Below are 21,813 nucleotides of genomic sequence, written 5' to 3'. Positions count from 1 at the left end.
TCCCATGAACGCGGCCTCCTTCTCCTCGCTCTCGGCCGACCATCAGCGCCTGCAGGCGCTGGTCGGCGCGTGGCGCGGCGAGGAGGATATCGCGGCGACGCAATGGGCCGATGAGGGTGCGGCAACCTCCGAAGTGACGGCGGAAGCGCAGTTCGGCGGTCTGTTCGTGGTGCAGCGCTATGGTCAGCGCCGCGACGGCACGGTCTCCTTCGGCGCGCACAATGTGTTCGGCTTCGACCAGCAGAACAGGCTCGTCACCATGCATCAATTCGATTCCATGGGCTTCGTGCCGGTGTCGCCCGCCACGGGCGCATGGAATGGCGACGAACTGGTGCTGGAGCGGTCGTCGCCGCGTGGCGCCGCGCGCGTGACCTATGTTTTCAACGATGCCGACACCTATCGCATGCGACTGCAATTCAAACCCGCCGGCAGCGATGGCTGGCAAGACATGGTGAGCGGCGTCTATCGGCGCGTCTCGCCTTCCTCGATCAACGGTTAAAAAGGGCTCCGATGTCCATTCTTATCGACAAGAACACCAAGGTGCTGGTGCAGGGCCTGACCGGCAAGACCGGCACGTTCCACACCGAACAGGCGCTGGCCTATCACGGCACCAAGATGGTGGGCGGCATCCATCCCAAGAAGGGCGGCGAGACATGGACCGGCTCGAAAGGCGAGAGCCTGCCGATCTTCGCCACGGTCGCCGAAGGCAAGGACAGGACGGGCGCCAACGCCTCCGTCATCTACGTGCCGCCGGCGGGCGCGGGCGAAGCCATCATCGAGGCGATCGAGGCGGAGATCCCGCTGATCGTCTGCATCACCGAGGGCATCCCGGTCATGGACATGGTCAAGGTCAAGGCGCGGCTCGACCGCTCCAAGTCGCGGCTGATCGGCCCGAACTGCCCGGGCGTGCTCACCCCAGACGAATGCAAGATCGGCATCATGCCCGGCAACATCTTCCGCAAGGGCTCGGTCGGCGTTGTTTCGCGCTCGGGAACACTTACCTATGAGGCTGTGTTCCAGACCACCAATGTCGGTCTCGGCCAGACCACGGCCGTCGGCATCGGCGGCGACCCTGTCAAGGGCACAGAGTTCATCGACATGCTCGAGATGTTCCTGGCCGACGACGAGACCAAGTCGATCATCATGATCGGCGAGATCGGCGGCTCGGCCGAGGAAGACGCCGCGCAGTTCCTCAAGGACGAGGCCAAGCGCGGCCGCAGGAAACCGATGGCGGGCTTCATCGCCGGGCGCACGGCACCGGCTGGCCGCACCATGGGCCATGCGGGCGCGGTGATCTCCGGCGGCAAGGGCGGCGCGGAAGACAAGATCGCGGCGATGGAATCGGCTGGCATCAAGGTCTCGCCGTCACCGGCGCGGCTTGGCACGACGCTGGTTGAAGCCATCAAGGGCTGAATCTGGCGCCGGTTATGGAATGAGAGCCAACGACGGTTCGTTGGCTTTTGAGGGGACAAGAAGGGCGGGTGAACCGCCCACTATCGCGGCCCTGCCGCAAACGTAAGGAGACGGAGCGCGGCTCCGCTGAAACGACATGGCAAGACAAGATCAGGCCAACGACCAATTTTCGCTCACCTCATTCCTTTATGGCGGCAACGCCGATTACATCGACGCGCTCTATGCCGCCTATGAGGACGATCCAGCCTCGGTCAATCCAGAATGGCAGGAATTCTTCGCCGGGCTGAAGGACGATGCCGGCGATGTGCGCAAGAATGCCAAGGGCGCGTCGTGGGCAAGACCCTCCTGGCCGCTGCAGGCCAATGGCGAACTGGTGTCGGCGCTCGACGGCAATTGGGGCCTGGTCGAGAAGCACATCGAGAAAAAGGTCAAGGAGAAGGCGGTCGTCAACGGCGTGGCGCCGTCCGACGCCGACGTGCACCAGGCGACGCGCGATTCGGTGCGCGCCATCATGATGATCCGCGCCTACCGCATGCGCGGCCATCTGCATGCCAATCTCGATCCGCTCGGCATCGCCAAGCCGCTCGAGGACTACAATGAACTGTCGCCTGAGAATTACGGTTTTACGGAAGCCGACTACGACCGGCCGATCTTCCTCGACAATGTGCTGGGGCTCGAATTCGGCACCGTCCGGCAGATGCTGGAAATCCTGACCCGCACCTATTGTTCGACGCTCGGCGTCGAGTTCATGCACATCTCCGACCCCGAGGAGAAGGCCTGGATCCAGGCGCGCATCGAAGGCGCCGACAAGGAGATTTCCTTCACCGCCACAGGCAAGAAGGCGATCCTGCAGAAGCTGGTCGAGGCGGAAGGCTTCGAACAGTTCATCGACGTCAAGTACAAGGGCACCAAGCGCTTCGGCCTCGACGGCAGTGAGGCGCTGATCCCGGCGCTGGAGCAGATCGTCAAGCGTGGCGGCCAGCTCGGCATGAAGGAGATCGTGCTCGGCATGGCGCATCGCGGCCGGCTGAACGTGCTTTCGCAGGTGATGGCCAAGCCGCACCGCGCCATCTTCCACGAGTTCAAGGGCGGCTCGGCCGCCCCCGACGAGGTCGAGGGCTCTGGTGACGTGAAGTACCATCTCGGCGCCTCTTCGGACCGCGAGTTCGACGGCAACAAGGTGCACCTGTCGCTCACCGCCAATCCTTCACATCTGGAAATTGTCGATCCCGTCGTGATGGGCAAGGCGCGCGCCAAGCAGGATTATCTGTTCGGCCGCGGCCGCGAAGAGATCGTGCCGCTGGAAGAGCGCGCCAAGGTGCTGCCGCTGCTGCTGCATGGCGACGCCGCCTTCGCCGGCCAGGGCGTGATCGCCGAAATCCTCGGCCTGTCGGGCCTGCGTGGTCACCGCGTCGCCGGGACGCTGCATTTCATCATCAACAACCAGATCGGCTTCACCACCAATCCGCGCTTCTCGCGCTCGTCGCCCTATCCGTCCGACGTCGCCAAGATGATCGAGGCGCCGATCTTCCACGTCAATGGCGACGACCCGGAAGCCGTGGTGCACGCCACCAAGGTGGCGATCGAGTTCCGCATGAAGTTCCACAAGCCGGTGGTCGTGGACATGTTCTGCTACCGCCGCTTCGGCCACAATGAGGGCGATGAACCAGCCTTCACCCAGCCGCTGATGTACCGCAACATCCGCACCCACAAGACGACGGTGCAGATCTATGGCGAGCGGCTGATCGCCGAAGGCCACATCACCCAGGCCGAGCTCGACCAGCTCAAGGCCGACTGGCGCGCGCATCTGGAAGCCGAATGGGAAGTCGGCCAGCACTACAAGCCCAACAAGGCCGATTGGCTCGACGGCGCCTGGTCGGGCCTGCGCACGGCCGACAACCAGGACGAACAGCGGCGCGGCAAGACCGCCGTGCCGGTCAAGACGCTGAAGGAAATCGGCAAGAAGCTGACCGAGGTGCCGAAGGATTTCGAGGCGCACAAGACGATCATCCGCTTCCTCGAGAACCGGCGCCAGGCGATCGAGTCCGGCGAAGGCATCGACTGGTCGACGGCGGAAGCGCTTGCGTTCGGCGCCATCCTGCTCGACGGCAATCCGATCCGACTTTCGGGACAGGATTCCGAGCGCGGCACCTTCTCGCAGCGCCACTCCGTGCTTTACGACCAGCGCGACGAGACCCGCTATATCCCGCTCAACAATCTGTCGGCGGCACAGGCCGGCTACGAAGTGATCAACTCGATGCTGTCGGAAGAGGCGGTGCTGGGCTTCGAATATGGCTACAGCCTGGCCGAGCCGAAGGCGCTGACCTTGTGGGAGGCGCAGTTCGGCGACTTCGCCAACGGCGCCCAGGTGGTGTTCGACCAGTTCATCTCTAGCGGAGAGCGCAAGTGGCTCCGCATGTCGGGCCTCGTCTGTCTGCTGCCGCATGGCTATGAAGGCCAGGGCCCTGAGCATTCCTCGGCCCGGCTGGAGCGCTTCCTGCAGCTTTGCGCCGAAGACAACATGCAAGTCGCCAACTGCACGACGCCGGCCAACTACTTCCACATATTGCGCCGGCAGCTGAAGCGCGACTTCCGCAAGCCATTGATCCTGATGACGCCGAAGTCGCTGCTGCGTCACAAGCGGGCGGTGTCGACGCTGCCGGAAATCTCGGGCGAAAGCTCGTTCCACCGGCTGCTGTGGGACGATGCCCAGCTGTTGCCCAACCAGGCGATCAAGCTGACCAAGGATTCCAAGATCCGCCGCGTCGTGCTGTGCTCGGGCAAGGTCTATTACGACCTCTACGAGGAGCGCGAGAAGCGCGGCATCAACGACATCTACCTGCTGCGCGTCGAACAGCTCTATCCGTTCCCGGCCAAGGCGCTGATCACCGAGCTGTCACGCTTCCGCAACGCCGAGATGGTGTGGTGCCAGGAGGAACCCAAGAACATGGGCGCCTGGTCGTTCATCGACCCGTATCTGGAATGGGTGCTGGCGCATATCGACGCCAAGCATCAGCGGGTGCGCTACACCGGCCGTCCGGCGGCCGCGTCGCCGGCGACCGGCCTGATGTCGAAGCACCTTGCCCAGCTCGCCGCCTTGCTCGAAGACGCGCTCGGCGAATAAGCAGAACTGGGCGAATAGAACTGAACCGAAAGAACGGACAGGCACAATGGCTACCGAAATCCGCGTCCCCACACTGGGCGAATCCGTCACCGAAGCGACCGTCGGCAAATGGTTCAAGAAGGTCGGCGATGCCATTGCCGCCGACGAGCCGCTGGTCGAGCTCGAGACCGACAAGGTGACGGTGGAGGTGCCCGCCGCCGCCGCCGGCACGCTCGGCGAAATCACAGTCAACGAAGGCGAGACCGTCGGCGTCGGCGCGCTGTTGGGTTCGATTTCGGGCGGTGGAGCGGCTGCTCCCGCGACCAAGCCGCAAGCGGTGGCGCAGGCTTCGAGCCCCGACGCGGCGCAGACCACCAAGCAGGCCGCGGCAGAGACCGCCAAGGTGGCGGGCGATGCCGGCGCGGTCGAGCCGCGCACCATGCCGCCGGCGCCGGCGGCGGCAAAACTGATCGCCGAGAACAATCTGTCGGTCGACCAGCTTTCCGGCTCGGGCAAGCGCGGCCAGGTGCTGAAAGGCGACGTGCTCGACGCCATCTCCAAGGGCGCGCCCTCGCAGCCTGCCGAAACGCCAAAGGCAGCGCCGGCACCGGTTGCCGTGCGGGCGCCGTCGTCCGGCGACGACGCTTCCCGTGAAGAGCGCGTGCGCATGACCAAGCTGCGCCAGACCATCGCGCGCCGGCTGAAGGAAGCGCAGTCGACCGCCGCCATGCTGACTACCTTCAACGAAGTGGACATGTCGGCGGTGATGGCGCTGCGGACCAAGTACAAGGACGTGTTCGAGAAGAAGCATGGCGTGAAGCTCGGCTTCATGGGCTTTTTCACGAAGGCCGTGACGCACGCCTTGAAGGAAATCCCCTCGGTCAATGCCGAGATCGACGGCACCGACATCATCTTCAAGAACTATGCCCATATCGGCGTCGCCGTCGGTACCGAAAAGGGGCTCGTGGTTCCGGTCGTGCGTGATGCCGACCAGATGTCCATCGCCGAGATCGAGAAGGAGATCGGCCGGCTGGGCATCGCCGCGCGCGACGGCAAGCTGTCGGTCGCCGATATGCAGGGCGGCACCTTCACCATCTCCAATGGCGGCGTCTACGGGTCGCTGATGTCGACGCCGATCCTCAATGCGCCGCAGTCGGGCATTCTCGGCATGCACAAGATCCAGGACCGGCCGGTCGTGGTCGGCGGCCAGATCGTGATCCGGCCGATGATGTATCTGGCGCTCAGCTACGATCACCGCATCGTCGACGGCAAGGAAGCCGTGACCTTCCTGGTGCGGGTCAAGGACAGCCTGGAGGATCCGGAACGGCTGGTGCTCGATCTGTGATCGGAGCTGACCCGCAATGAGCGGCTGGCTGGAGCAGTTTGGTTACAGCCTCGGCCGGCGAGCCGGTGGGATGCTGCGGTCTGTTGGCCTGGCCGCCGCCGTCGTTCCGTCGCTGGCGACGGCCGCCGCCCAATGGGATCCTTCGCAGGCGAGCAGCAATCTTGGCGTTTTCGCTTTGAGCGATGCTCAACTGGAAGAGCGGAAGATCACCGTAACTCCGATCGGCGAACTCGAATTGCCGACCGGTGAAATCATCGCCTGCGATCCTCTGATCAGCGGTACCGAGATGCCGGCCTTGAGCCGCAGGGTCAAACCGGGGAGCTACCCGGTTTCGCTGCTGGAAGCCCAGGGCCGCGTCGGGATTTCGGTGCTGCGCTTCAAGCCCGGCACGCCGGTTCGCTGGGAACTGGCGACAGTGCCGGGCCAGGATGCATCGACCTTGAAGGGCGACGAGATCTTCGGGTATCCCGTCGATGCCGGCCTTGGCTCGTTCATGGACAAAACGGCTATGGCGCTGATGTCGGGTGAGCAGGACAAGCTCCAAGCCGAGCAGAATTACTATGACGACGTGCTGGCGGCCGAATTCGCGCCAAACCAGGACAGGTTCGTCATGCATCATCCGGTTGCCGGCAACCCGCTCAACATCGCCATGTTCTGGAGCGGCTGGGGTGACGGATTCTATCCGTCGTTCTGGGGGCTGGACGCGGCCGGCGAGCCGCTGCTGCTGATGACCGATTTTGGCGTTCTGGAAAACGCCGATGGCCGCGAGAGCAAGTAGGTTATCCTGATGCAAAGCGCCCTGTCGCCCGTCATCAGATGTCTCGCTGGATTGCTGGCCTTCGGGGTCACGTGTTCTACGGCAGGCGCCGCCTGCCCGATCGAACTCTCGGTCTATGGCGATGCACAGAACGGCAGCGAGATCGACTTTACTCCGACGGGCACCTCGGCCACCGTCACCAATACGTTCCGCTTGATCCTCGACAACAATGTGGTTCTGAACGGCATCGTCATGTGGACCCAGGATGTTGCGCGCCCGAACGGCGCGCTGATGTACAAATGTCCGGAGGGCGACGTCACCGGCGAGGAGCTTGCCGCCTGCACGCTGTGGAACGGCGTCATCTACACGGCGGATGACAAGGGGACTGTCGGGCTGCTGCCGGCCGAGGGCGTCGAAGCGCCGAAGACGCTGATCCTACCCGATCTCGGGCCGGTGCTCCGGCAATCCCCGGCCTATGGCGGCAGCGGCTTCTCGAAAGTGCCGTCGGATGTGTTCGCGATGAAGGGATGCCAGGAATGAGCGCCGCGCAAAAAGTGCTGCTGGTCACCGGCGGCAGCCGTGGCATCGGCGCGGCCGTGTGTCGGCAGGGGTCGCGGGCCGGCTATCGCGTTGCAATCAACTATGCCTCGAACCGGGCGGCGGCCGACGCGCTGGTCGCCGAGATCAAGGCCGCCGGCGGCGACGCTTTCGCCGTGAAGGGCGACGTCGGCAGCGAGGCCGACATCCTGGGCATCTTCGAGGCGGTGGACCGCACCCATGGCCGGCTCGACGCCTTCGTCAACAATGCCGGCATCGTCGATGCCAAGGCGCGGGTCGACGAGATGAGCGCGGCGCGGCTCGAACGGATGATGCGCATCAATGTCGTCGGGTCGATCCTGTGCGCCCGCGAAGCGGTCAAGCGCATGTCGACGCGCCATGGCGGTTCGGGTGGATCGATCGTCAACCTCTCTTCGGCGGCGGCGGTGTTGGGCGCGCCGGACAATTATGTAGACTATGCCGCTTCCAAGGGCGCCATCGACACCCTCACCATCGGGCTTGCCCGCGAGGTGGCGGCCGAAGGCATCCGCGTCAACGCGGTGCGGCCGGGCATCATCGACACCGATATCCACGCTTCCGGCGGGCAGCCGGACCGGGTGGCGCTGATCCAGGACACGCTGCCGATGAAAAGAGCCGGCACCGCGGATGAAGTCGCGGGCGCGATTCTCTATCTTTTGTCCGACGCCGCGTCCTATACGACGGGCGCGATCCTGAATGTCAGCGGCGGCCGCTGAGCCCCAATCGAAAAGGACAGTATCATGGCTTACGACGTCGTTATCATCGGATCGGGACCGGGCGGCTATGTCTGCGCCATCAAGGCGGCACAGCTTGGGCTGAAGGTCGCCGTGGTCGAGAAGAACGCGACCTTCGGCGGCACCTGCCTCAACATCGGCTGCATTCCGTCCAAGGCGCTGCTTTATGCCTCCGAGATGTTCGCCGAGGCCGGCCATTCCTTCGATACGCTCGGCGTCGAAATACCGGCACCCAAGCTCAACCTGAAGAAGATGATGGCGCACAAGGACGCGACGGTGTTGTCCAACGTCAATGGCGTCGCCTTCCTGTTCAAGAAGAACAAGATCGACAGTTTTCGCGGCACCGGCAAGGTGGTCGCGGCCGGCAAGGTTTCGGTGACCTCCGAGGACGGCAAGGTCGAGGAGATCGAGACCAAAAACATCGTCATCGCCACCGGTTCCGACGTCGCCGGCATTCCAGGCGTCAAGGTCGACATCGACGAGAAAATCATCGTGTCGTCGACGGGCGCGCTGGCGCTGGACAAGGTGCCGGGCCACCTGGTGGTGGTCGGTGGCGGCGTCATCGGGCTCGAGCTCGGCTCGGTCTGGGCACGGCTTGGCGCCAAGGTCACGGTGGTCGAGTTCCTCGACACGATCCTGGGCGGCATGGACGGCGAGGTGTCGAAACAGTTCCAGCGGCTGCTCTCCAAGCAAGGCTTCGAGTTCAAGCTCGGCGCCAAGGTCACCGGCGTCGCCAAGGCCAAGAAGGGCGCGACCGTCACCTTCGAGCCGGTCAAGGGCGGCGCGGCCGAGACCATCGAGGCGGACGCGGTGCTGATCTCGACGGGACGCCGCGCCTTTTCAGATAACCTCGGGCTCAAGGAAGCGGGCGTCGAGGTCGACGAGCGCGGCCGCGTCAAAACCGACGGGCATCTCCGGACCAACGTGCCGGGCATCTATGCCATCGGCGACGTCATCGCGGGGCCGATGCTGGCGCACAAGGCCGAGGACGAGGGCGTCGCGGTGGCCGAAACCATCGCCGGCCAGGCCGGTCATGTGAATTACGAGGTCATTCCGAGCGTCGTCTACACCAGCCCGGAAATCGCCTCGGTCGGCAAGACCGAGGAAGAGCTGAAGAAGGCCGGCATCGACTACAAGGTCGGCAAATTCCCCTTCACCGCCAACGGCCGCGCGCGCGCCATGCTGCACACGGATGGCTTCGTGAAGATACTCGCCGACAAGACGACCGATCGTGTACTGGGCGTCCACATTGTCGGCTTCGGCGCCGGCGAGATGATCCACGAGGCGGCGGTGCTGATGGAGTTCGGCGGCTCGTCGGAGGATCTCGCCCGCACCACCCACGCGCATCCGACGATGTCGGAAGCGGTGAAGGAAGCGGCGCTGGCGACGTTCTTCAAGCCGATCCATATTTAGAACGATCCGGGAAAACCGTGAAACGGTTTCCCGGAAAAGCGCGTAGCGCTTTCCCTGAGGGAATTGCCTCCTTGCCTGCCCAAACGGAACGGCCCGCCGGAAGGCGGGCCGTTCTTCGTTGAAAGCCGTGGCCCGGATTACTGGGCCGGTGCGGGAGCTGGGGCCGGCGCAGGAGCCGGTGTCGCCGGTGCAGGAGCCGGCGCGGGTGCTGGTGCAGGGGCAGGCGCGGGTGCCGGTTCGGCGGGCTTCATCGGTTCAGCCGGCGCTGGCGCCGGGGCCGGTGTGCTGGCCGCTGGCGGCTCGGCGGGTGCCGGATGCTCACCGCTTCTTCCGAAAACGTAATACGCGACTACAGCCAGAATAACGACGACCAGCGCAATCAGCCAAGGGCTGCCGCCACCGCCGCTCGGCCGAGGGGCATTGGTGGTCGAATTGTACGGATCGTTTGGGTTTGGTGTGTTGGCCATAAATGTGTCCTCCGGAGAAAATGAAAATGGTCAATCAACAGCCATCAACGCGCAACCGTTGAATGGGTTTCACGCTAGCGGACGAAAACGCCGGAAACGCGGCGTTTGCGAGCCTCCGCTGCCATCCGACTCAATTGACGGCGGTAACAGTATAGCCGGCTTTGCGGAAATCCTCGACCGCTCCCTTGGGACCGGGAAGATAGAGCGCGCCGACCGCCATGAAGGCGTTGGCCAGGCGGCGTTTCGCCACGCAGCGAGCCGAACCAGCCGATGCTATCGTCGGTCACGAAGGATTTGCCGGTATGACGCCCACTGCACGGACTTTTCCTGATCCCGAAGGTACTCTTGCCGGTGCTCAGTTCGCCGACCGATACGCGCTGACAGCCGATGGCCTTGCCCTGACCGCCATTGCCGCGGCCGAACGCGTGCTGGGGCGAACACCGGGATGGGTCGGCCGGCTGACACGGTTGCGCAACCTCGCGGTCAGGCCATTTGGTCTGAAAACGGGGGCGGAACCCGACGCGCCGCCGGAAAGCAGGATCGGCATCTTTCCGCTCATCAGCCAGGCACATGGCAGGGTCGTCCTTGGGCTGGACGACCGGCATCTCGATTTCCGCATCCTGGTGGAGGTGAATGACCTCGGCGCGGGCCGGCAGGAGGTGACTGCGTCGACGATCGTGAAGACGCACAATCTGCTTGGACGGGCCTATCTCGCCATCATCATGCCGTTTCACCGCATCATCGTTCCGGCGATGCTGGCCCAGGTCTTGATCAAATAGGGCTAAAGCCCGACCGCCGTGACAGTATAGCCGGCTTTGCGGAAATCCTCGACCAGTCCCTCCGGGCCGGGAAGATGCAGCGCGCCGACCGCCATGAAGGCGTTGCCCTTGGCCAGGATCGGCCCGGCATGATCGACCATCACCTTGTTGCGGCTGGTGATCATGGTTTCCTCGAAGGCGGCATAGCCTGCCGGATCCTCCTGCTCGTCGGGCATGGCGGCGCGGAACAGCGGCCAGAACATGCCGGTGTCGCCGCGCTGGTAGAGCAGGATCATGGTCTCGTTGATGTCGTTGACCTTGTCGCCCAGCTTCAGCGTGTCGATCAGGCCCTTCATATGAAAGGCGAGCGGCAGCGAAGCCATGGCGCGCAACTGGCTCTCGGCTGTTTCCAGCCCTTCCACCGGCTTGCCGGCCGCCTTGGCGCTCTCGGCCAGCTTGACGTCGAGCACCGGCGCGCCGCCGGACTGGCGGGCGAGTTCGCAAGCCGGAAGCGCCATCATGGCCGACAGCATCCAGGGCTTCATCTTGGCGACCGTTGCCGGCGGGATGCCGCGCGCGTCGAGAGCGGCGTTCATGGCCGCCGCGTCCCGCGGCGACAGCAAGGACGACAGCGTCGTGGAGTCGGTGAACATCATCAGGTCCGGCTCCTTCAGCATCGCCAACATCATCTTCTGCTTGTCGAGCACGTCGGTGGTCTCGATGATGAGGGTGCCGGCGGCATCGAAGGCCTTCTGCGCGTATGCCGGCAGCGTGGTGACGCGCGGATCGGTCATATGCATGGTGCCGAAGAGATAGGATGGCTGTTCGCCGGGTTTTTCCAGCTTCCACAACAGGCCCTTGCCGTTGAGCGTGGCAGCGGCCTCCGCCTCGATCTTGTCGTAGGTGGCAGGGCTAGCCTTCTGCAAGGCCGACAGCATGTCGGCGCCGCTGCAGGTCGGGATTTCCGCATGCGCCCTGCCGGCCGCGAACAGCAAAACTGCAAGGAAGGACAGGAAAAACAGCACGTTGAGCGCGACAAGCAGCTTCAGCGAGATGGAGGCCGCACGGTCGGCGATGGCGATGACGCGTTTCATGATGCCTTTCTAGAATCGAAAAGCGGCAAAACGGTTAATTGGTGCGGCGAAATTGAACGGTTCACGCCCTTGGATGCGCCGATTCGTAGATTTCCAGCAGTCTTGCCGTGTCGACGCCGGTGTAGATCTGCGTCGTCGACAGGCTGGCGTGGCCTAAGAGTTCCTGGATGGTGCGCAGATCGCCGCCGCGGCCGAGCAAATGGGTGGCGAAGGAATGGCGCAGCGCATGCGGCGTCGCCGTGTCGGGCAGATTGAGCGCCGAGCGCATTTTGGCCATGGCGCGCTGGACGATGGCCGGGTTGAGCGGGCCGCCGCGCGCGCCGCGAAACAAAAGCGCCTTCGGGTCGAGATGGTAGGGACAGAGCCGGCGGTATTCGGCGATCGCCCTGAGCGCCACCGGCAGCACCGGCACCAGCCGCGTCTTGCCACCCTTGCCGGTGACGCGCAGCACGGTGTCGGCCTCCGAGGCCAGATCGGCGGCGCTGAGGCCAAGCGCTTCCGAGATGCGCAGGCCCGAGCCGTAGAGCAGTGTCAGCACGGCGGCGTTGCGGGCCGCGATCCAGGGTTCCTCGGCCAGCTGACCCTCGACGGAGACCACGTGCCTGGCATCGCTCGCCGTCAGCGGTTTTGGCAGCGATTTGGGCTGGCGTGGCGCGCGCAGGGCCGCGGCACCCGCTGCATTGGCCAGGCCGCGACGTTCGAGAAAGCGTAGCAGCGAACGGATGCCGGCGAGACCTCGGCCAAGCGTGCGGGCGCCAGCACCGGCGTTACGCCGCGCGGCGAGGAAGCCGCGCAGATCGGCCGGGCGCAGATCGGCAATATCGGAAATCCCGGGCGGCCCGCCGAGATGGCCGGTGAGGAAATGCAGGAACTGGCGCGAATCGCGCTCATAGGCCTCGACGGTTTCCGGCGACAGCCGGCGTTCGCGCGCCAGCATCTTCAGCCAGTTTTCACGCGCCGCCTGGAGATCGGGTTTCGCCGGGATGAGGAATTCAGGCATGGCGTCTGTTCCGGTTCGCCGCCATTTTCCGGCAGCCGGGTTAGGAAGCGGTGAAGAGCCCGTCATTGAAATGACAACCGGCTGGCGCTAGAGCAGGCCAAAGGATTTTTCGCCGATGAGCAAACCCCAGAATCCCGTCCAGATGGCTGTTATCGGCGCCGCCCACGGCATCAAGGGCGAGTTGCGGGTAAAAACCTTCACCGGCGAGCCAATGGCGCTGGCCGACTATGGGCCGCTCTATGCCAGGGACGGCCGTGCCTTCCAGATAACGGATATAAGGCCCGCCAACACCGTCGTCGTGGTGCGTTTTAAGGGTGTCATCGACCGCAACGCCGCCGAAGCGCTCGCCGGCACCGAACTGTTCGTCGACCGGTCGATGCTGCCCGATGACGGCGAGGAGGATGAATTCTACCACGCCGACCTGATCGGGCTCGACGTTCGTGACGATACGGGCGCCGTCCTCGGCAAGGTCGTCGCGGTGCACAATTTCGGAGGCGGCGACATCCTCGATGTGACGCTCGCCGGGCGCAAGGGCGTGCTGATCCCGTTCACGCAGGCCGCCGTGCCGCAAGTGTCGATCGCCGAGGGTTTTGTCCGCGTCGACCCGGCGGCGGCCGGGCTGGTCGAGGACGAGGACGGCGCCGCACCCAGCGAGGACGATTTCGATCCGAAGGGCAGGCCGCGCGGACCGCGCGACGCCGGGGGCAACCGGTGAGTTTTTCGGCAAGCGTGCTGACGCTCTATCCCGAGATGTTTCCGGGCGCGCTCGGCCTGTCGCTGGCCGGGCGGGCGCTCGAAGCCGGCACCTGGTCGCTTGATGCGATCCAGATCCGCGACTTTGCTACCGACAGGCACCGCACCGTCGACGACACGCCAGCCGGCGGCGGCGCCGGCATGGTGATGCGCGCCGATGTGCTGGCCAGGGCGATCGACCACGCCTCGCCGCCGGGCGATGCGCGCCCCCGCCTGCTGATGAGCCCGCGCGGCAAACCGCTGACGCAGGCGCGCGTGCGCGAACTCGCCGCCGGGCCGGGCGCCGTCATCCTGTGCGGCCGCTTCGAAGGCGTCGATCAACGGCTGATCGACGCGCGAAAGCTGGAAGAGGTTTCGATTGGCGATTTCATCCTCTCAGGTGGCGAGCCGGCGGCGCTCGTGCTGCTCGACGCGGTGGTGCGGCTGTTGCCGGGCGTGATGGGCAATGCCGTCTCCGGCGAGGAAGAGAGTTTCGAGAACGGCCTGCTCGAACATCCGCACTATACGCGGCCCCAGGAATTCGAGGGCCGGGAGATACCCGAAGTGCTGATCTCCGGCAATCACAAGAAGATCGCCGCCTGGCGACGGGAGCAGTCGGAGCGGCTGACGCAGGAGAGGCGGCCCGATCTGCTGAGCGCTCAGCCCTTGGTGAAGTAGTAAAAAGCCAGAAACAGGCCGACGGCGATGACGAAGCCGCGCACCACGTTTTGCGGTACGCGTTTGGCGATCCAGACGCCGGCATAACCGCCGAGCGCGCCGCCGGGGATCATGACGATGGCCTGGGGCCAGGCGACGACGCCGCCGGATACGAAGACGATGATCGCGACGGCCGCGATGACCACGGCCAGCATGTTCTTCAGCGCGTTCAGCCGGTGGTAGTCGCCGGCCTGGGTCAGGCCGAGGGTCGCCAGCATCATCACGCCCATGCCGGCGCCGAAGAAGCCGCCATAGATCGCGGTGACGAACTGCGCCAGCGAACCGGCGAGCGAGCCGACGGCCGCTTCATGTCCGGGTTTCGGCGCCGGTTTCAGCCACGGTCCGGCGGCGAAGAGAGCGGTCGCGCCCAAGAGCAGCCACGGCACCAGGACGCGAAAGGAGGGATTGTCGAGCGCCAGCAGGATCAACGCGCCGGCCAGCGCGCCGACCGCCGAGATCAGGCACAGCAGCAGGGCGCCGCGCCAAAAGTGCCTGATGTCGGCCCAGTAGGCGAGCGTCGAGGTGATGTAGCCCGGAAACTGCGTCACCGAGGAGGTGGCGTTGGCGACGATCGGCGGCACGCCGACCAATGTCATGGCGCCGAAGGTGATGAAGGTTCCGCCCCCGGCGACCGCGTTGGCGGCGCCTGACAGAAAGCCCGCCAGGAAGAGCAGGATGGCGTTGAAGACAGACATGCAAGGCCGCCGTGAACAAGTGTGCTATCTCTGGCTTAGGAAGCTTGGCGGACCGGCGCAACCCGACACGGCAGGATTACGATGGTGCCATGCCGGGAGCCATGCCGGCAAAAAATGCATGGGCAAGGCGTGACAAAGCGCCGAAATAGCTGTATGTGCCCGCCCGTACCGGCAAGAACAATCTTCCGGACCCGTCAACAATGACGGTGTAGTCGCCCCTGCCCGATGGTTCAAAGACAAACGTCTTGGAGACAAAGGACATAGCCGAGCGGTCATTGGAACTGCAAGGCAAGCGTAGGGCGCTCTGACTGTCGGAAGAACAAGAAGTGGATTTTTAGATGGATCTCATCCGTCAGCTCGAGGCCGAACAGGCCGCCAAGATCGAAGCCAAGCGCAAGCTTCCCGAATTCCAGCCCGGCGACACCGTGCGCGTCCAGGTCCGCGTGACCGAAGGCACCCGCACCCGCGTCCAGGCTTATGAGGGCGTCGTCATCGCCCGCGCCGGTTCCGGCTTCCAGGAAAATTTCACCGTCCGCAAGATCTCCTACGGCGAAGGCGTTGAGCGCGTGTTCCCGGTCTATTCGCCGATGGTCGAAGGCGTGGAGATCGTGCGCCGCGGCAAGGTGCGCCGCGCCAAGCTCTATTACCTGCGCGACCGTCGCGGCAAGTCGGCCCGTATTTCGGAAAACACCGGCGTGCGCGCCCGCAAGCTCAACGATGAGGAGCGCGACGCGCTGAACGCCGAGAAGGCGCGCATCGAGGCCGAGAAGGTCGCCGCCGCCCAGGCGCTGGCCGCCGAGACGGCCGCCAAGGAAGCCGCCGAGAAGAAGGCGGCCGCCGAGGCCGAAGCAGCAGCCAAGGCTGCCGCGGAAGCCACTCCGGCCGAATAAGGTTTCGCCCAAGGTTTTTGAAAAGGCGGCTTCGGCCGCCTTTTTTCGTTTTGGCGAACAGCCAAGGCGGCATTCGACCATGGTTCTTGGTGTCTACGGACACCTTGGCGATTGGCCGAGACAGCCGTGTGTCGTCATCCACGGGCGAAGCAAGGAGCGAAGCGACGCGCGCAGACCCCTGGAGCTGCTTCGCAGCCCAAGGGATCCAAGCCGCGACTTCTGAGCGCCGCTATGGTGCAGAGCTGGCTCCGGTGACCGCGATCTCATTCCGAACCGCTGTGCTAGGTTGACCGTCTCGGCATGGATCCTAGGGTTTCCGCGACGTCGCTTCGCGACTGCTACACCCTAGGATGACGAAGTAGGGGATTCCCGCCATCGTCTAAAATAGCGAAAAACACAGCGGCAGAGAGCTTGACCCCATATCACATTGTGTACTAAATAATCGTATACAAATTAATTGGAGACTACGGTATGACACTCTACACCACACAGGCTCACGTCAGCGGCGGCCGCGCCGGCCATGGCGAGACCAGCGACGGCCTGCTCAAGGTCGACCTGGCGATGCCCAAGGAGCTCGGCGGGCCGGGTGGGGCCACCAATCCAGAGCAGCTTTTCGCCATCGGCTACGCCGCCTGCTTCGAAAGCGCCGTCCGTTTTGTCGCGCGCAAGCAAAAGCTGCCGCTCCAGGATGCCGCGGTAACCTCCACGGTCAGCCTGCTTCCCGATGGCGAGGGCTTCAAGCTCGGCGTCGCATTGGCGGCGGAGACGAAAGGCCTTGATCAGGCGGCGGCCGAAGCGCTTGTATCGGCGGCGCACCAGGTTTGCCCCTATTCCAACGCCATCAGGGGTAATATCGAGGTGGCGCTCTCGGTAAAGGCGGCATGACGACAAAGGTCGAAACGGAAGCCAGAGAAGTCCCGGCGGAGGCCGCCGGGGCTTTTCCCGCGCCAAGGCTCGATCAGCAGCTGTGCTTCGCGCTCTATTCGGCAAGCGGGCTGATGACCAAGCTCTACCGGCCGTTGCTCGATCCGCTCGGCCTGACCTATCCGCAATATCTGGCGATGCTGGCGCTGTGGGAGCGCGCGCCAAGCACGGTGGGCGACCTTGGCGAAGCGCTCGGCCTGGATTCAGCGACGCTGACGCCGCTGCTCAAGCGGATGGAAGCGGGTGGGCTCGTCACCCGCCGGCGCGATGCCGCCGACGAGCGCCGGGTGCTGGTCGAGCCGACGGCCAAGGGCCAGGCCCTGCGCGCGAACATGACGGATGTCCAGGCCGGGCTCGATTGCGGCATGCCCCTGGAGCGGGCCGAACTCAAGGCACTCCACGGCACGCTCACCCGCCTGGTCGCGGGCTTGCGCGAGGCCACGACCGACCAAGACTGATCGCGGCAAGGACTGTCCTCAAAAATCGCCTCCCGGAAGCACGGGAATGCACGGTGACGCGCAACGTCGCAGTGGACCCGTCTTGCATGGCGCTTGCGGAAAGCTAAAGTCGGCGCCGGATTTCTCTGCCGCGCCGGCATCGCGCGGCCAATCATTCCGGGGAGTGTGTCATGACAAAATCAAAATTGCTGCTGGCCGGCCTGTTGGCTCTCGTCCTGGCGCCCGTTGCCGCCTTCGCGCAGGCGCTGCCCGACCTCGGCGGCAGACAAGTCGTGGTGGTGACCGAAAACGCCTATCCGCCGCTGCAGTTCATCGATGCCAAGACGGGAAAACAGATCGGCTGGGAATATGACGCGATGAACGAGATCGCCAAGCGGCTCAATTTCAAGGTCGAGTACCAGAACACCTCCTGGGACGCGATGATCCAGGCGGTTTCCGACAACCAGTACAACATCGGCATGACCGGCATCACCATCAAGGATGACCGCAAGCAGAAGGTGGACTTCTCCGACCCCTATATGCGCTCGGAGCAGTTCATGCTGGTGCGCGGCGATGAAAGCCGTTTCACCGACGCCAAGACCTTCGGCGCCTTCAAGGACGGGCTGGTCGGCGCGCAGGCGGGCACGACGCCTTTCTACACCGCCGTCTACAGCGTACTCGACGGCAATGAGCAGAACCCGCGCATCAAGCTGTTCGAGACCTTCGGGGCCACGGTGCAGGCGCTGAAATCCGGCGATGTCGATGTCGTGCTGACCGACGGCACCGCCGGCAAGGGTTATGTCGATGCTTCGGCGGGCAAGCTCAAGCTGATCGGCGGCCCGCTCGGCACCGAGGATTTCGGCTTCATCTTCCCCAGGGGTTCGGATCTGGTGAAGCCGGTCAACGCGGCGATCGCGGCACTCAAGGCGGATGGCACGCTGGATGCACTGAACAAGAAGTGGTTCCTTGATTACAAGATGGGGCAGTAGGTCCTGTTGTTGACGGCAGTGCCTGTGCACGAAATCGCGCTGACATTGCGCCCAGGCCCCCCTCTCTGCCCTGCCGGGCATCTCCCCCTCAAGGGGGGAGATCGACAGCCTCAGCGCCGCCGCACATCTTGCATCGCCCAAAATTGGCGAAAGCCGATCGAACTGCCGATCTCCCCCCTAGAGGGGGAGATGTCCGGCAGGACAGAGGGGGGCGCCTGGGCGCGGTCTTTCGATACTCTTTGCGCCGCCGCCTGATGGCAGCCCCCTCCACCTCCAAATCCGAATTCCCCTGGTGGCTCGCCGTTGCCGCCGTGCTTGCCTTGGCTGCCGCCCTCGCCATCGCCGCCAGCGACCTCTACGCCCAGGTCTTCGCCACCGTCGCCAAGGGCATAGGCATCACCGTCTTCGTCACCGTGGTCGCCTTTGCGCTCGCCTCGGCGATCGGCCTCGGCATCGCGCTCATGGGCCTGTCTGGCTCGACATGGCTCCGGCAGATCGCGCGCTTCTATGTCGAGATCATTCGTGGCGTGCCGATCCTGGTGCTGCTGTTCTGGATCGCGTTTGCCGGCGCGCCGGCCTTCGTCGCGGGCTGGAACGCGCTGACCGCGCCGCTGCAGAATGCCGGCATTCTCGGCGAGCTGCTGGTGCGCGACGTGTCATTGCTGTGGCGCGCCATCATGGCGCTGACCATCGGCTATTCGGCTTTCATCTCGGAGGTTTTCCGGGCCGGCATCCAGTCGGTCGAGAAGGGCCAGATCGAGGCGGCGAAGGCACTCGGGCTGACGCGCGCGCAACGCTTCCGGCTGGTCGTGTTCCCGCAGGCGATCCGCACCATCCTGCCGCCGCTCGGCAATGATTTCGTCGCCCTGGTCAAGGATTCCTCGCTGGTTTCGGTGTTGGGCGTCGCCGACATCACGCAGATGGGCAAGGTCTATGCGGCCGGCTCGTTCCGCTTCTTCGAGACCTATTCGATAACGGCCTATATCTATCTCATCCTCACCGTCGGCCTGTCGCTGGCGCTCAGGGCGCTGGAGCGGCGTTTGCGCCGCCAGCACGAGGAATAGTTTTTCGGCAAGGACAGCGCTACGCTCGGGCAGCGTATCGGAAGAGGAGCTCGCCCATGAACGTCGACAAGGCCAATGCGGCACTGGATTCGGTCTACACGGCCGATACGCCCGAAACGCTGGCGCAGGCCTATGCCGCATGGGCCGCGACCTATGACAGCGAAACCGCCACGCTCGGTTATCTCCTGCCGTTCCTGATCACCGCCTGGGTGGCGCGCCATGTGCCCGTGGGCGAAGGGCCGCTGCTCGATGCCGGCTGCGGCACCGGCCTGTCGGGGCCGTCGCTGAAGGCGCTGGGCTACGGCGACGTTGCCGGGCTGGATCTCTCGGATGACATGCTCAGGATCGCCGGCAGCCGCAATGCCTATGGCGAGCTGAAGCAGGCGATGCTGGGCGGGCCGCTGCCATGGCCGGACGGTCATTTCCGCGCCTTCTTCTCGACCGGCGTGTTCACCATCAGCCATGCCCCGGCGTCGGCCCTGCACGAACTGGTGCGCATCACCAAAAAGGGCGGCCACGCCATCTTCACCGTGCGTGACCAGGTGTTCGAGAGCGGCGGTTTTCAGGCGGTGTTCGACGAGCTTGCGCGGGCAGGCAAATGGCGGCTGGCCGAGGAGAGCCCATGGTTTCGCTGCTATGCGATCGGCGACCCGGAGGCGCTGGTGAAAACGTTTGTGTTCGAGGTTTTGTGAGGAGAGGCGCTGGCGCCACGCCGCAATTGCCGAAAAGCCAAAACATTGCTATCTACCCCGCCATGGAAGAGCTTTTTGGCGATCCGGCTTACAAGGGATTCGTGCTGCAGGACAGAAAACGCCTGCCGTCGCGCTTTTCCGCGCGCGTGTCCGGCGCCCTCACCAGCCGACTTCGCTGATCCCTGACGGTCGGCCGCGCGCTTGCGGCATCAGCTCTTTCCCATTCTCATATCGACGGATTTACGCACATGAGCGCACCGCGCACCCTCTACGACAAGATTTTCGACGACCATGTCGTCGACCGCCAGGACGACGGCACCTGCCTGCTCTACATCGACCGCCACCTCGTCCATGAAGTGACCAGCCCGCAGGCCTTCGAAGGCCTGCGCATGAGCGGCCGAAAAGTCCGCCATCCTGAAAAGACGCTGGCCGTGGTCGATCACAATGTCTCGACCTCGCCCGAGCGCAAGTTCGGCATCAAGAACGAGGAAAGCCGCATCCAGGTCGAGGCGCTGGCCAGGAATGCCAGGGATTTCGGCGTCGAATACTATTCCGAGAACGATATCCGCCAGGGCATCGTCCACATCATCGGTCCCGAGCAGGGCTTTACGCTGCCCGGCATGACCATCGTCTGCGGCGACAGCCACACCTCCACGCACGGTGCTTTTGGAGCATTGGCGCATGGCATCGGCACGTCCGAGGTCGAGCACGTGCTGGCGACGCAAACGCTGATCCAGCGCAAGGCCAAGAACATGCTGGTGCGCGTCGACGGCGTGCTGCCGGAAGGCGTCACAGCCAAGGACATCATCCTTGCCATCATCGGCGAGATCGGCACCGCCGGCGGTACCGGCTATGTCATCGAATATGCCGGCGAGGCGATCCGCGCGCTGTCGATGGAAGGCCGCATGACGATCTGCAACATGTCGATCGAAGGCGGCGCGCGCGCCGGCCTGATCGCCGCCGACGAGACGACCTTCGCCTACGTCAAGGACAAGCCGCGCGCGCCCAAGGGCGCTGCGTGGGATGCGGCACTCGAATACTGGAAGACGCTGCAGTCGGACGAAGGGGCGCATTTCGACAAGGTGATCGTGCTCGACGCGGCCAAGCTGCCGCCGATCGTCTCCTGGGGCTCCTCGCCCGAGGACGTGGTTTCGGTGCAAGGCGTCGTCCCCAATCCGGAAGAGATCACGGACGAGAACAAGCGCACCTCAAAGATCCGCGCGCTCGACTATATGGGGCTGACGCCGGGCACCAAGATCACCGACATCACGCTCGACCGCGTCTTCATCGGCTCCTGCACCAATGGCCGCATCGAGGATCTGCGCGCCGTCGCCAAGGTGGTCGAAGGGAAGACGGTCAGCCCGCATGTCGATGCCATGATCGTGCCGGGCTCCGGCCTGGTCAAGGAACAGGCGGAAGCCGAGGGGCTGGACAAGATCTTCCGCGCCGCCGGCTTCGACTGGCGCGAGCCGGGCTGCTCCATGTGCCTGGCCATGAACGACGACCGGCTCAAGCCGCATGAACGCTGCGCCTCGACCTCGAACCGCAATTTCGAGGGCCGGCAGGGCTTCAAGGGCCGCACCCATCTGGTGTCGCCGGCCATGGCGGCGGCGGCGGCGATTGCCGGCCACTTCGTCGACATCCGCGACTGGAAATAAGCCAGGCTGGGCCTGGCCCGAGCCTTGAGGGTTCGGGTCAGACCTTCCTATCGCGCCGTATGAGCTCGTGGAATTCCTCGCGGCGCCCGGGTTCGTCCGCCGCCACCACGAGCGCCAGCTGCTCTTCGTCAAAGATCTTGAACCACTCCTCCCATTCGACAAGCTCATAGCCGCCGGCATTGACGGGCCGCTCCGGCTGGTCCTGGTCCTGATAGGCGTGCTGACCGAAGACCAGCCTCAGCATGGGCTGCGTTCCAGCCTCGGGCGATATGTCGACGATTGCCGGAAAGCCAGCGCGCCCGGCAGCCCAAGAACGGATTGCATCGTGGTCGGTCAAGGTGATCGTGTCGGCCAT

23 protein-coding genes are annotated in these 21,813 nt (G+C 64.6%); 18 read left to right on the top strand and 5 right to left on the bottom strand.

From position 1 onward, the window contains the following. Window positions 1–4: 4 nt before the first annotated feature. From FJ948_RS28105 to lpdA, 8 genes are all read left to right on the top strand, one after another. Window positions 5–499, top strand: a complete 495-nt coding sequence (locus FJ948_RS28105) for a DUF1579 family protein (protein WP_140710231.1) — start codon at window positions 5–7, stop codon at window positions 497–499. An 11-nt stretch (window positions 500–510) separates the two neighbouring features. Beyond that, window positions 511–1,413 carry a succinate--CoA ligase subunit alpha gene (gene sucD / locus FJ948_RS28100; protein ID WP_140710229.1) on the top strand — a complete coding sequence of 301 codons (903 nt, stop codon included), beginning with the start codon at window positions 511–513 and terminating at the stop codon, window positions 1,411–1,413. A gap of 136 nt (window positions 1,414–1,549) precedes the next feature. Beyond that, window positions 1,550–4,537 (top strand): 2-oxoglutarate dehydrogenase E1 component, encoded by a 2,988-nt coding sequence (locus FJ948_RS28095; protein ID WP_140710227.1) that lies wholly within the window; start codon window positions 1,550–1,552, stop codon window positions 4,535–4,537. A gap of 46 nt (window positions 4,538–4,583) precedes the next feature. Then, window positions 4,584–5,861 (top strand): 2-oxoglutarate dehydrogenase complex dihydrolipoyllysine-residue succinyltransferase, encoded by a 1,278-nt coding sequence (odhB, locus tag FJ948_RS28090; RefSeq protein WP_140710225.1) that lies wholly within the window; start codon window positions 4,584–4,586, stop codon window positions 5,859–5,861. A gap of 16 nt (window positions 5,862–5,877) precedes the next feature. Continuing rightward, the gene (locus FJ948_RS28085) at window positions 5,878–6,639 is read left to right on the top strand and encodes a DUF4241 domain-containing protein (protein ID WP_140710223.1); all 762 of its coding nucleotides are present in this window, start codon (window positions 5,878–5,880) and stop codon (window positions 6,637–6,639) included. Window positions 6,640–6,648: 9 nt separating this feature from the next. Then, window positions 6,649–7,158, top strand: a complete 510-nt coding sequence (locus FJ948_RS28080; protein WP_140710221.1) for a hypothetical protein — start codon at window positions 6,649–6,651, stop codon at window positions 7,156–7,158. Beyond that, a complete protein-coding gene (locus tag FJ948_RS28075) occupies window positions 7,155–7,910 on the top strand; it encodes an SDR family oxidoreductase (RefSeq protein WP_140710219.1) in 756 nt (251 codons plus the stop codon). Before FJ948_RS28080 ends, FJ948_RS28075 begins: the two co-directional genes overlap by 4 nt. A gap of 24 nt (window positions 7,911–7,934) precedes the next feature. Further along, the gene (gene lpdA / locus FJ948_RS28070; RefSeq protein ID WP_140710217.1) at window positions 7,935–9,341 is read left to right on the top strand and encodes a dihydrolipoyl dehydrogenase; all 1,407 of its coding nucleotides are present in this window, start codon (window positions 7,935–7,937) and stop codon (window positions 9,339–9,341) included. A 597-nt stretch (window positions 9,342–9,938) separates the two neighbouring features. Here lpdA and FJ948_RS30420 read toward each other — a convergent pair. Next, a complete protein-coding gene (locus tag FJ948_RS30420) occupies window positions 9,939–10,058 on the bottom strand; it encodes a TraB/GumN family protein (RefSeq protein ID WP_181173860.1) in 120 nt (39 codons plus the stop codon). 52 nt (window positions 10,059–10,110) lie between these two features. Between FJ948_RS30420 and FJ948_RS28060 the strand changes: the two genes are divergently transcribed. Then, complete coding sequence (locus tag FJ948_RS28060; RefSeq protein ID WP_140710215.1) at window positions 10,111–10,587, top strand: DUF2867 domain-containing protein; 477 nt, start codon at window positions 10,111–10,113, stop codon at window positions 10,585–10,587. Between the two features lie 2 nt (window positions 10,588–10,589). Here the strand turns inward: FJ948_RS28060 and FJ948_RS28055 are convergent, their stop codons facing one another. Both FJ948_RS28055 and FJ948_RS28050 read right to left on the bottom strand, forming a co-directional pair. Continuing rightward, window positions 10,590–11,660 carry a TraB/GumN family protein gene (locus FJ948_RS28055; protein WP_140710213.1) on the bottom strand — a complete coding sequence of 357 codons (1,071 nt, stop codon included), beginning with the start codon at window positions 11,658–11,660 and terminating at the stop codon, window positions 10,590–10,592. Between the two features lie 61 nt (window positions 11,661–11,721). Beyond that, on the bottom strand, window positions 11,722–12,660 hold the full coding sequence (locus FJ948_RS28050; protein ID WP_140710211.1) for a tyrosine recombinase XerC: 939 nt from the start codon (window positions 12,658–12,660) through the stop codon (window positions 11,722–11,724). Window positions 12,661–12,775: 115 nt separating this feature from the next. Between FJ948_RS28050 and rimM the strand changes: the two genes are divergently transcribed. Both rimM and trmD read left to right on the top strand, forming a co-directional pair. Next, a complete protein-coding gene (gene rimM / locus FJ948_RS28045; protein WP_140710209.1) occupies window positions 12,776–13,375 on the top strand; it encodes a ribosome maturation factor RimM in 600 nt (199 codons plus the stop codon). Continuing rightward, on the top strand, window positions 13,372–14,070 hold the full coding sequence (gene trmD, locus FJ948_RS28040) for a tRNA (guanosine(37)-N1)-methyltransferase TrmD (protein ID WP_140710207.1): 699 nt from the start codon (window positions 13,372–13,374) through the stop codon (window positions 14,068–14,070). Before rimM ends, trmD begins: the two co-directional genes overlap by 4 nt. Here trmD and FJ948_RS28035 read toward each other — a convergent pair. Beyond that, a complete protein-coding gene (locus FJ948_RS28035; RefSeq protein ID WP_140710205.1) occupies window positions 14,052–14,804 on the bottom strand; it encodes a sulfite exporter TauE/SafE family protein in 753 nt (250 codons plus the stop codon). The two genes, trmD and FJ948_RS28035, sit on opposite strands and share 19 nt — an antisense overlap. Window positions 14,805–15,142: 338 nt before the next feature. On the opposite strand from FJ948_RS28035, the gene rplS reads away from it, so the two are divergent. From rplS to leuC, 7 genes are all read left to right on the top strand, one after another. Further along, window positions 15,143–15,694, top strand: coding sequence for a 50S ribosomal protein L19 (rplS, locus tag FJ948_RS28025; protein ID WP_013892267.1), 552 nt, complete (start codon window positions 15,143–15,145; stop codon window positions 15,692–15,694). Between the two features lie 471 nt (window positions 15,695–16,165). Beyond that, a complete protein-coding gene (locus FJ948_RS28020; RefSeq protein ID WP_140710203.1) occupies window positions 16,166–16,579 on the top strand; it encodes an organic hydroperoxide resistance protein in 414 nt (137 codons plus the stop codon). Beyond that, complete coding sequence (locus FJ948_RS28015; protein ID WP_140710201.1) at window positions 16,576–17,076, top strand: MarR family winged helix-turn-helix transcriptional regulator; 501 nt, start codon at window positions 16,576–16,578, stop codon at window positions 17,074–17,076. The genes FJ948_RS28020 and FJ948_RS28015 overlap by 4 nt, the downstream gene beginning before the upstream one ends. Window positions 17,077–17,246: 170 nt before the next feature. Continuing rightward, entirely contained in the window at window positions 17,247–18,044 is a 798-nt protein-coding gene (locus FJ948_RS28010) for a transporter substrate-binding domain-containing protein (RefSeq protein ID WP_140710199.1), read from the top strand. Window positions 18,045–18,298: 254 nt separating this feature from the next. Continuing rightward, window positions 18,299–19,108 carry an amino acid ABC transporter permease gene (locus FJ948_RS28000; RefSeq protein WP_140710197.1) on the top strand — a complete coding sequence of 270 codons (810 nt, stop codon included), beginning with the start codon at window positions 18,299–18,301 and terminating at the stop codon, window positions 19,106–19,108. Between the two features lie 56 nt (window positions 19,109–19,164). Continuing rightward, on the top strand, window positions 19,165–19,800 hold the full coding sequence (locus FJ948_RS27995) for a class I SAM-dependent methyltransferase (protein WP_140710195.1): 636 nt from the start codon (window positions 19,165–19,167) through the stop codon (window positions 19,798–19,800). Window positions 19,801–20,048: 248 nt separating this feature from the next. Next, complete coding sequence (gene leuC, locus FJ948_RS27985; protein WP_140710193.1) at window positions 20,049–21,458, top strand: 3-isopropylmalate dehydratase large subunit; 1,410 nt, start codon at window positions 20,049–20,051, stop codon at window positions 21,456–21,458. 37 nt (window positions 21,459–21,495) lie between these two features. On the opposite strand, the gene FJ948_RS27980 is transcribed toward leuC, so the two are convergent. Then, on the bottom strand, window positions 21,496–21,813 hold the full coding sequence (locus FJ948_RS27980; RefSeq protein ID WP_140710191.1) for a hypothetical protein: 318 nt from the start codon (window positions 21,811–21,813) through the stop codon (window positions 21,496–21,498).

This window comes from Mesorhizobium sp. B2-3-12 (assembly GCF_006442205.1).
In the GTDB taxonomy this organism is placed as follows: Bacteria; Pseudomonadota; Alphaproteobacteria; order Rhizobiales; family Rhizobiaceae; genus Mesorhizobium.
This window is presented reverse-complemented; position numbering and strand designations above follow the sequence as displayed.

What these genes read in the sequence shown, in the direction of transcription:
- sucD (WP_140710229.1), top strand. Translation starts at nt 511, where the DNA reads ATGTCCATTCTTATCGACAAGAACACCAAGGTGCTGGTGCAGGGCCTG.
- FJ948_RS28080 (WP_140710221.1), top strand. Translation starts at nt 6,649, where the DNA reads ATGCAAAGCGCCCTGTCGCCCGTCATCAGATGTCTCGCTGGATTGCTG.
- leuC (WP_140710193.1), top strand. Translation starts at nt 20,049, where the DNA reads ATGAGCGCACCGCGCACCCTCTACGACAAGATTTTCGACGACCATGTC.
- FJ948_RS28055 (WP_140710213.1), bottom strand. Translation starts at nt 11,660, where the DNA reads ATGAAACGCGTCATCGCCATCGCCGACCGTGCGGCCTCCATCTCGCTG.
- FJ948_RS28020 (WP_140710203.1), top strand. Translation starts at nt 16,166, where the DNA reads ATGACACTCTACACCACACAGGCTCACGTCAGCGGCGGCCGCGCCGGC.
- FJ948_RS28050 (WP_140710211.1), bottom strand. Translation starts at nt 12,660, where the DNA reads ATGCCTGAATTCCTCATCCCGGCGAAACCCGATCTCCAGGCGGCGCGT.
- FJ948_RS28095 (WP_140710227.1), top strand. Translation starts at nt 1,550, where the DNA reads ATGGCAAGACAAGATCAGGCCAACGACCAATTTTCGCTCACCTCATTC.
- FJ948_RS28015 (WP_140710201.1), top strand. Translation starts at nt 16,576, where the DNA reads ATGACGACAAAGGTCGAAACGGAAGCCAGAGAAGTCCCGGCGGAGGCC.
- odhB (WP_140710225.1), top strand. Translation starts at nt 4,584, where the DNA reads ATGGCTACCGAAATCCGCGTCCCCACACTGGGCGAATCCGTCACCGAA.
- FJ948_RS28060 (WP_140710215.1), top strand. Translation starts at nt 10,111, where the DNA reads ATGACGCCCACTGCACGGACTTTTCCTGATCCCGAAGGTACTCTTGCC.
- FJ948_RS27995 (WP_140710195.1), top strand. Translation starts at nt 19,165, where the DNA reads ATGAACGTCGACAAGGCCAATGCGGCACTGGATTCGGTCTACACGGCC.
- FJ948_RS28010 (WP_140710199.1), top strand. Translation starts at nt 17,247, where the DNA reads ATGACAAAATCAAAATTGCTGCTGGCCGGCCTGTTGGCTCTCGTCCTG.
- FJ948_RS28035 (WP_140710205.1), bottom strand. Translation starts at nt 14,804, where the DNA reads ATGTCTGTCTTCAACGCCATCCTGCTCTTCCTGGCGGGCTTTCTGTCA.
- FJ948_RS27980 (WP_140710191.1), bottom strand. Translation starts at nt 21,813, where the DNA reads ATGGCCGACACGATCACCTTGACCGACCACGATGCAATCCGTTCTTGG.
- FJ948_RS28105 (WP_140710231.1), top strand. Translation starts at nt 5, where the DNA reads ATGAACGCGGCCTCCTTCTCCTCGCTCTCGGCCGACCATCAGCGCCTG.
- FJ948_RS28085 (WP_140710223.1), top strand. Translation starts at nt 5,878, where the DNA reads ATGAGCGGCTGGCTGGAGCAGTTTGGTTACAGCCTCGGCCGGCGAGCC.
- FJ948_RS28075 (WP_140710219.1), top strand. Translation starts at nt 7,155, where the DNA reads ATGAGCGCCGCGCAAAAAGTGCTGCTGGTCACCGGCGGCAGCCGTGGC.
- rimM (WP_140710209.1), top strand. Translation starts at nt 12,776, where the DNA reads ATGAGCAAACCCCAGAATCCCGTCCAGATGGCTGTTATCGGCGCCGCC.
- lpdA (WP_140710217.1), top strand. Translation starts at nt 7,935, where the DNA reads ATGGCTTACGACGTCGTTATCATCGGATCGGGACCGGGCGGCTATGTC.
- FJ948_RS28000 (WP_140710197.1), top strand. Translation starts at nt 18,299, where the DNA reads ATGGCAGCCCCCTCCACCTCCAAATCCGAATTCCCCTGGTGGCTCGCC.
- rplS (WP_013892267.1), top strand. Translation starts at nt 15,143, where the DNA reads ATGGATCTCATCCGTCAGCTCGAGGCCGAACAGGCCGCCAAGATCGAA.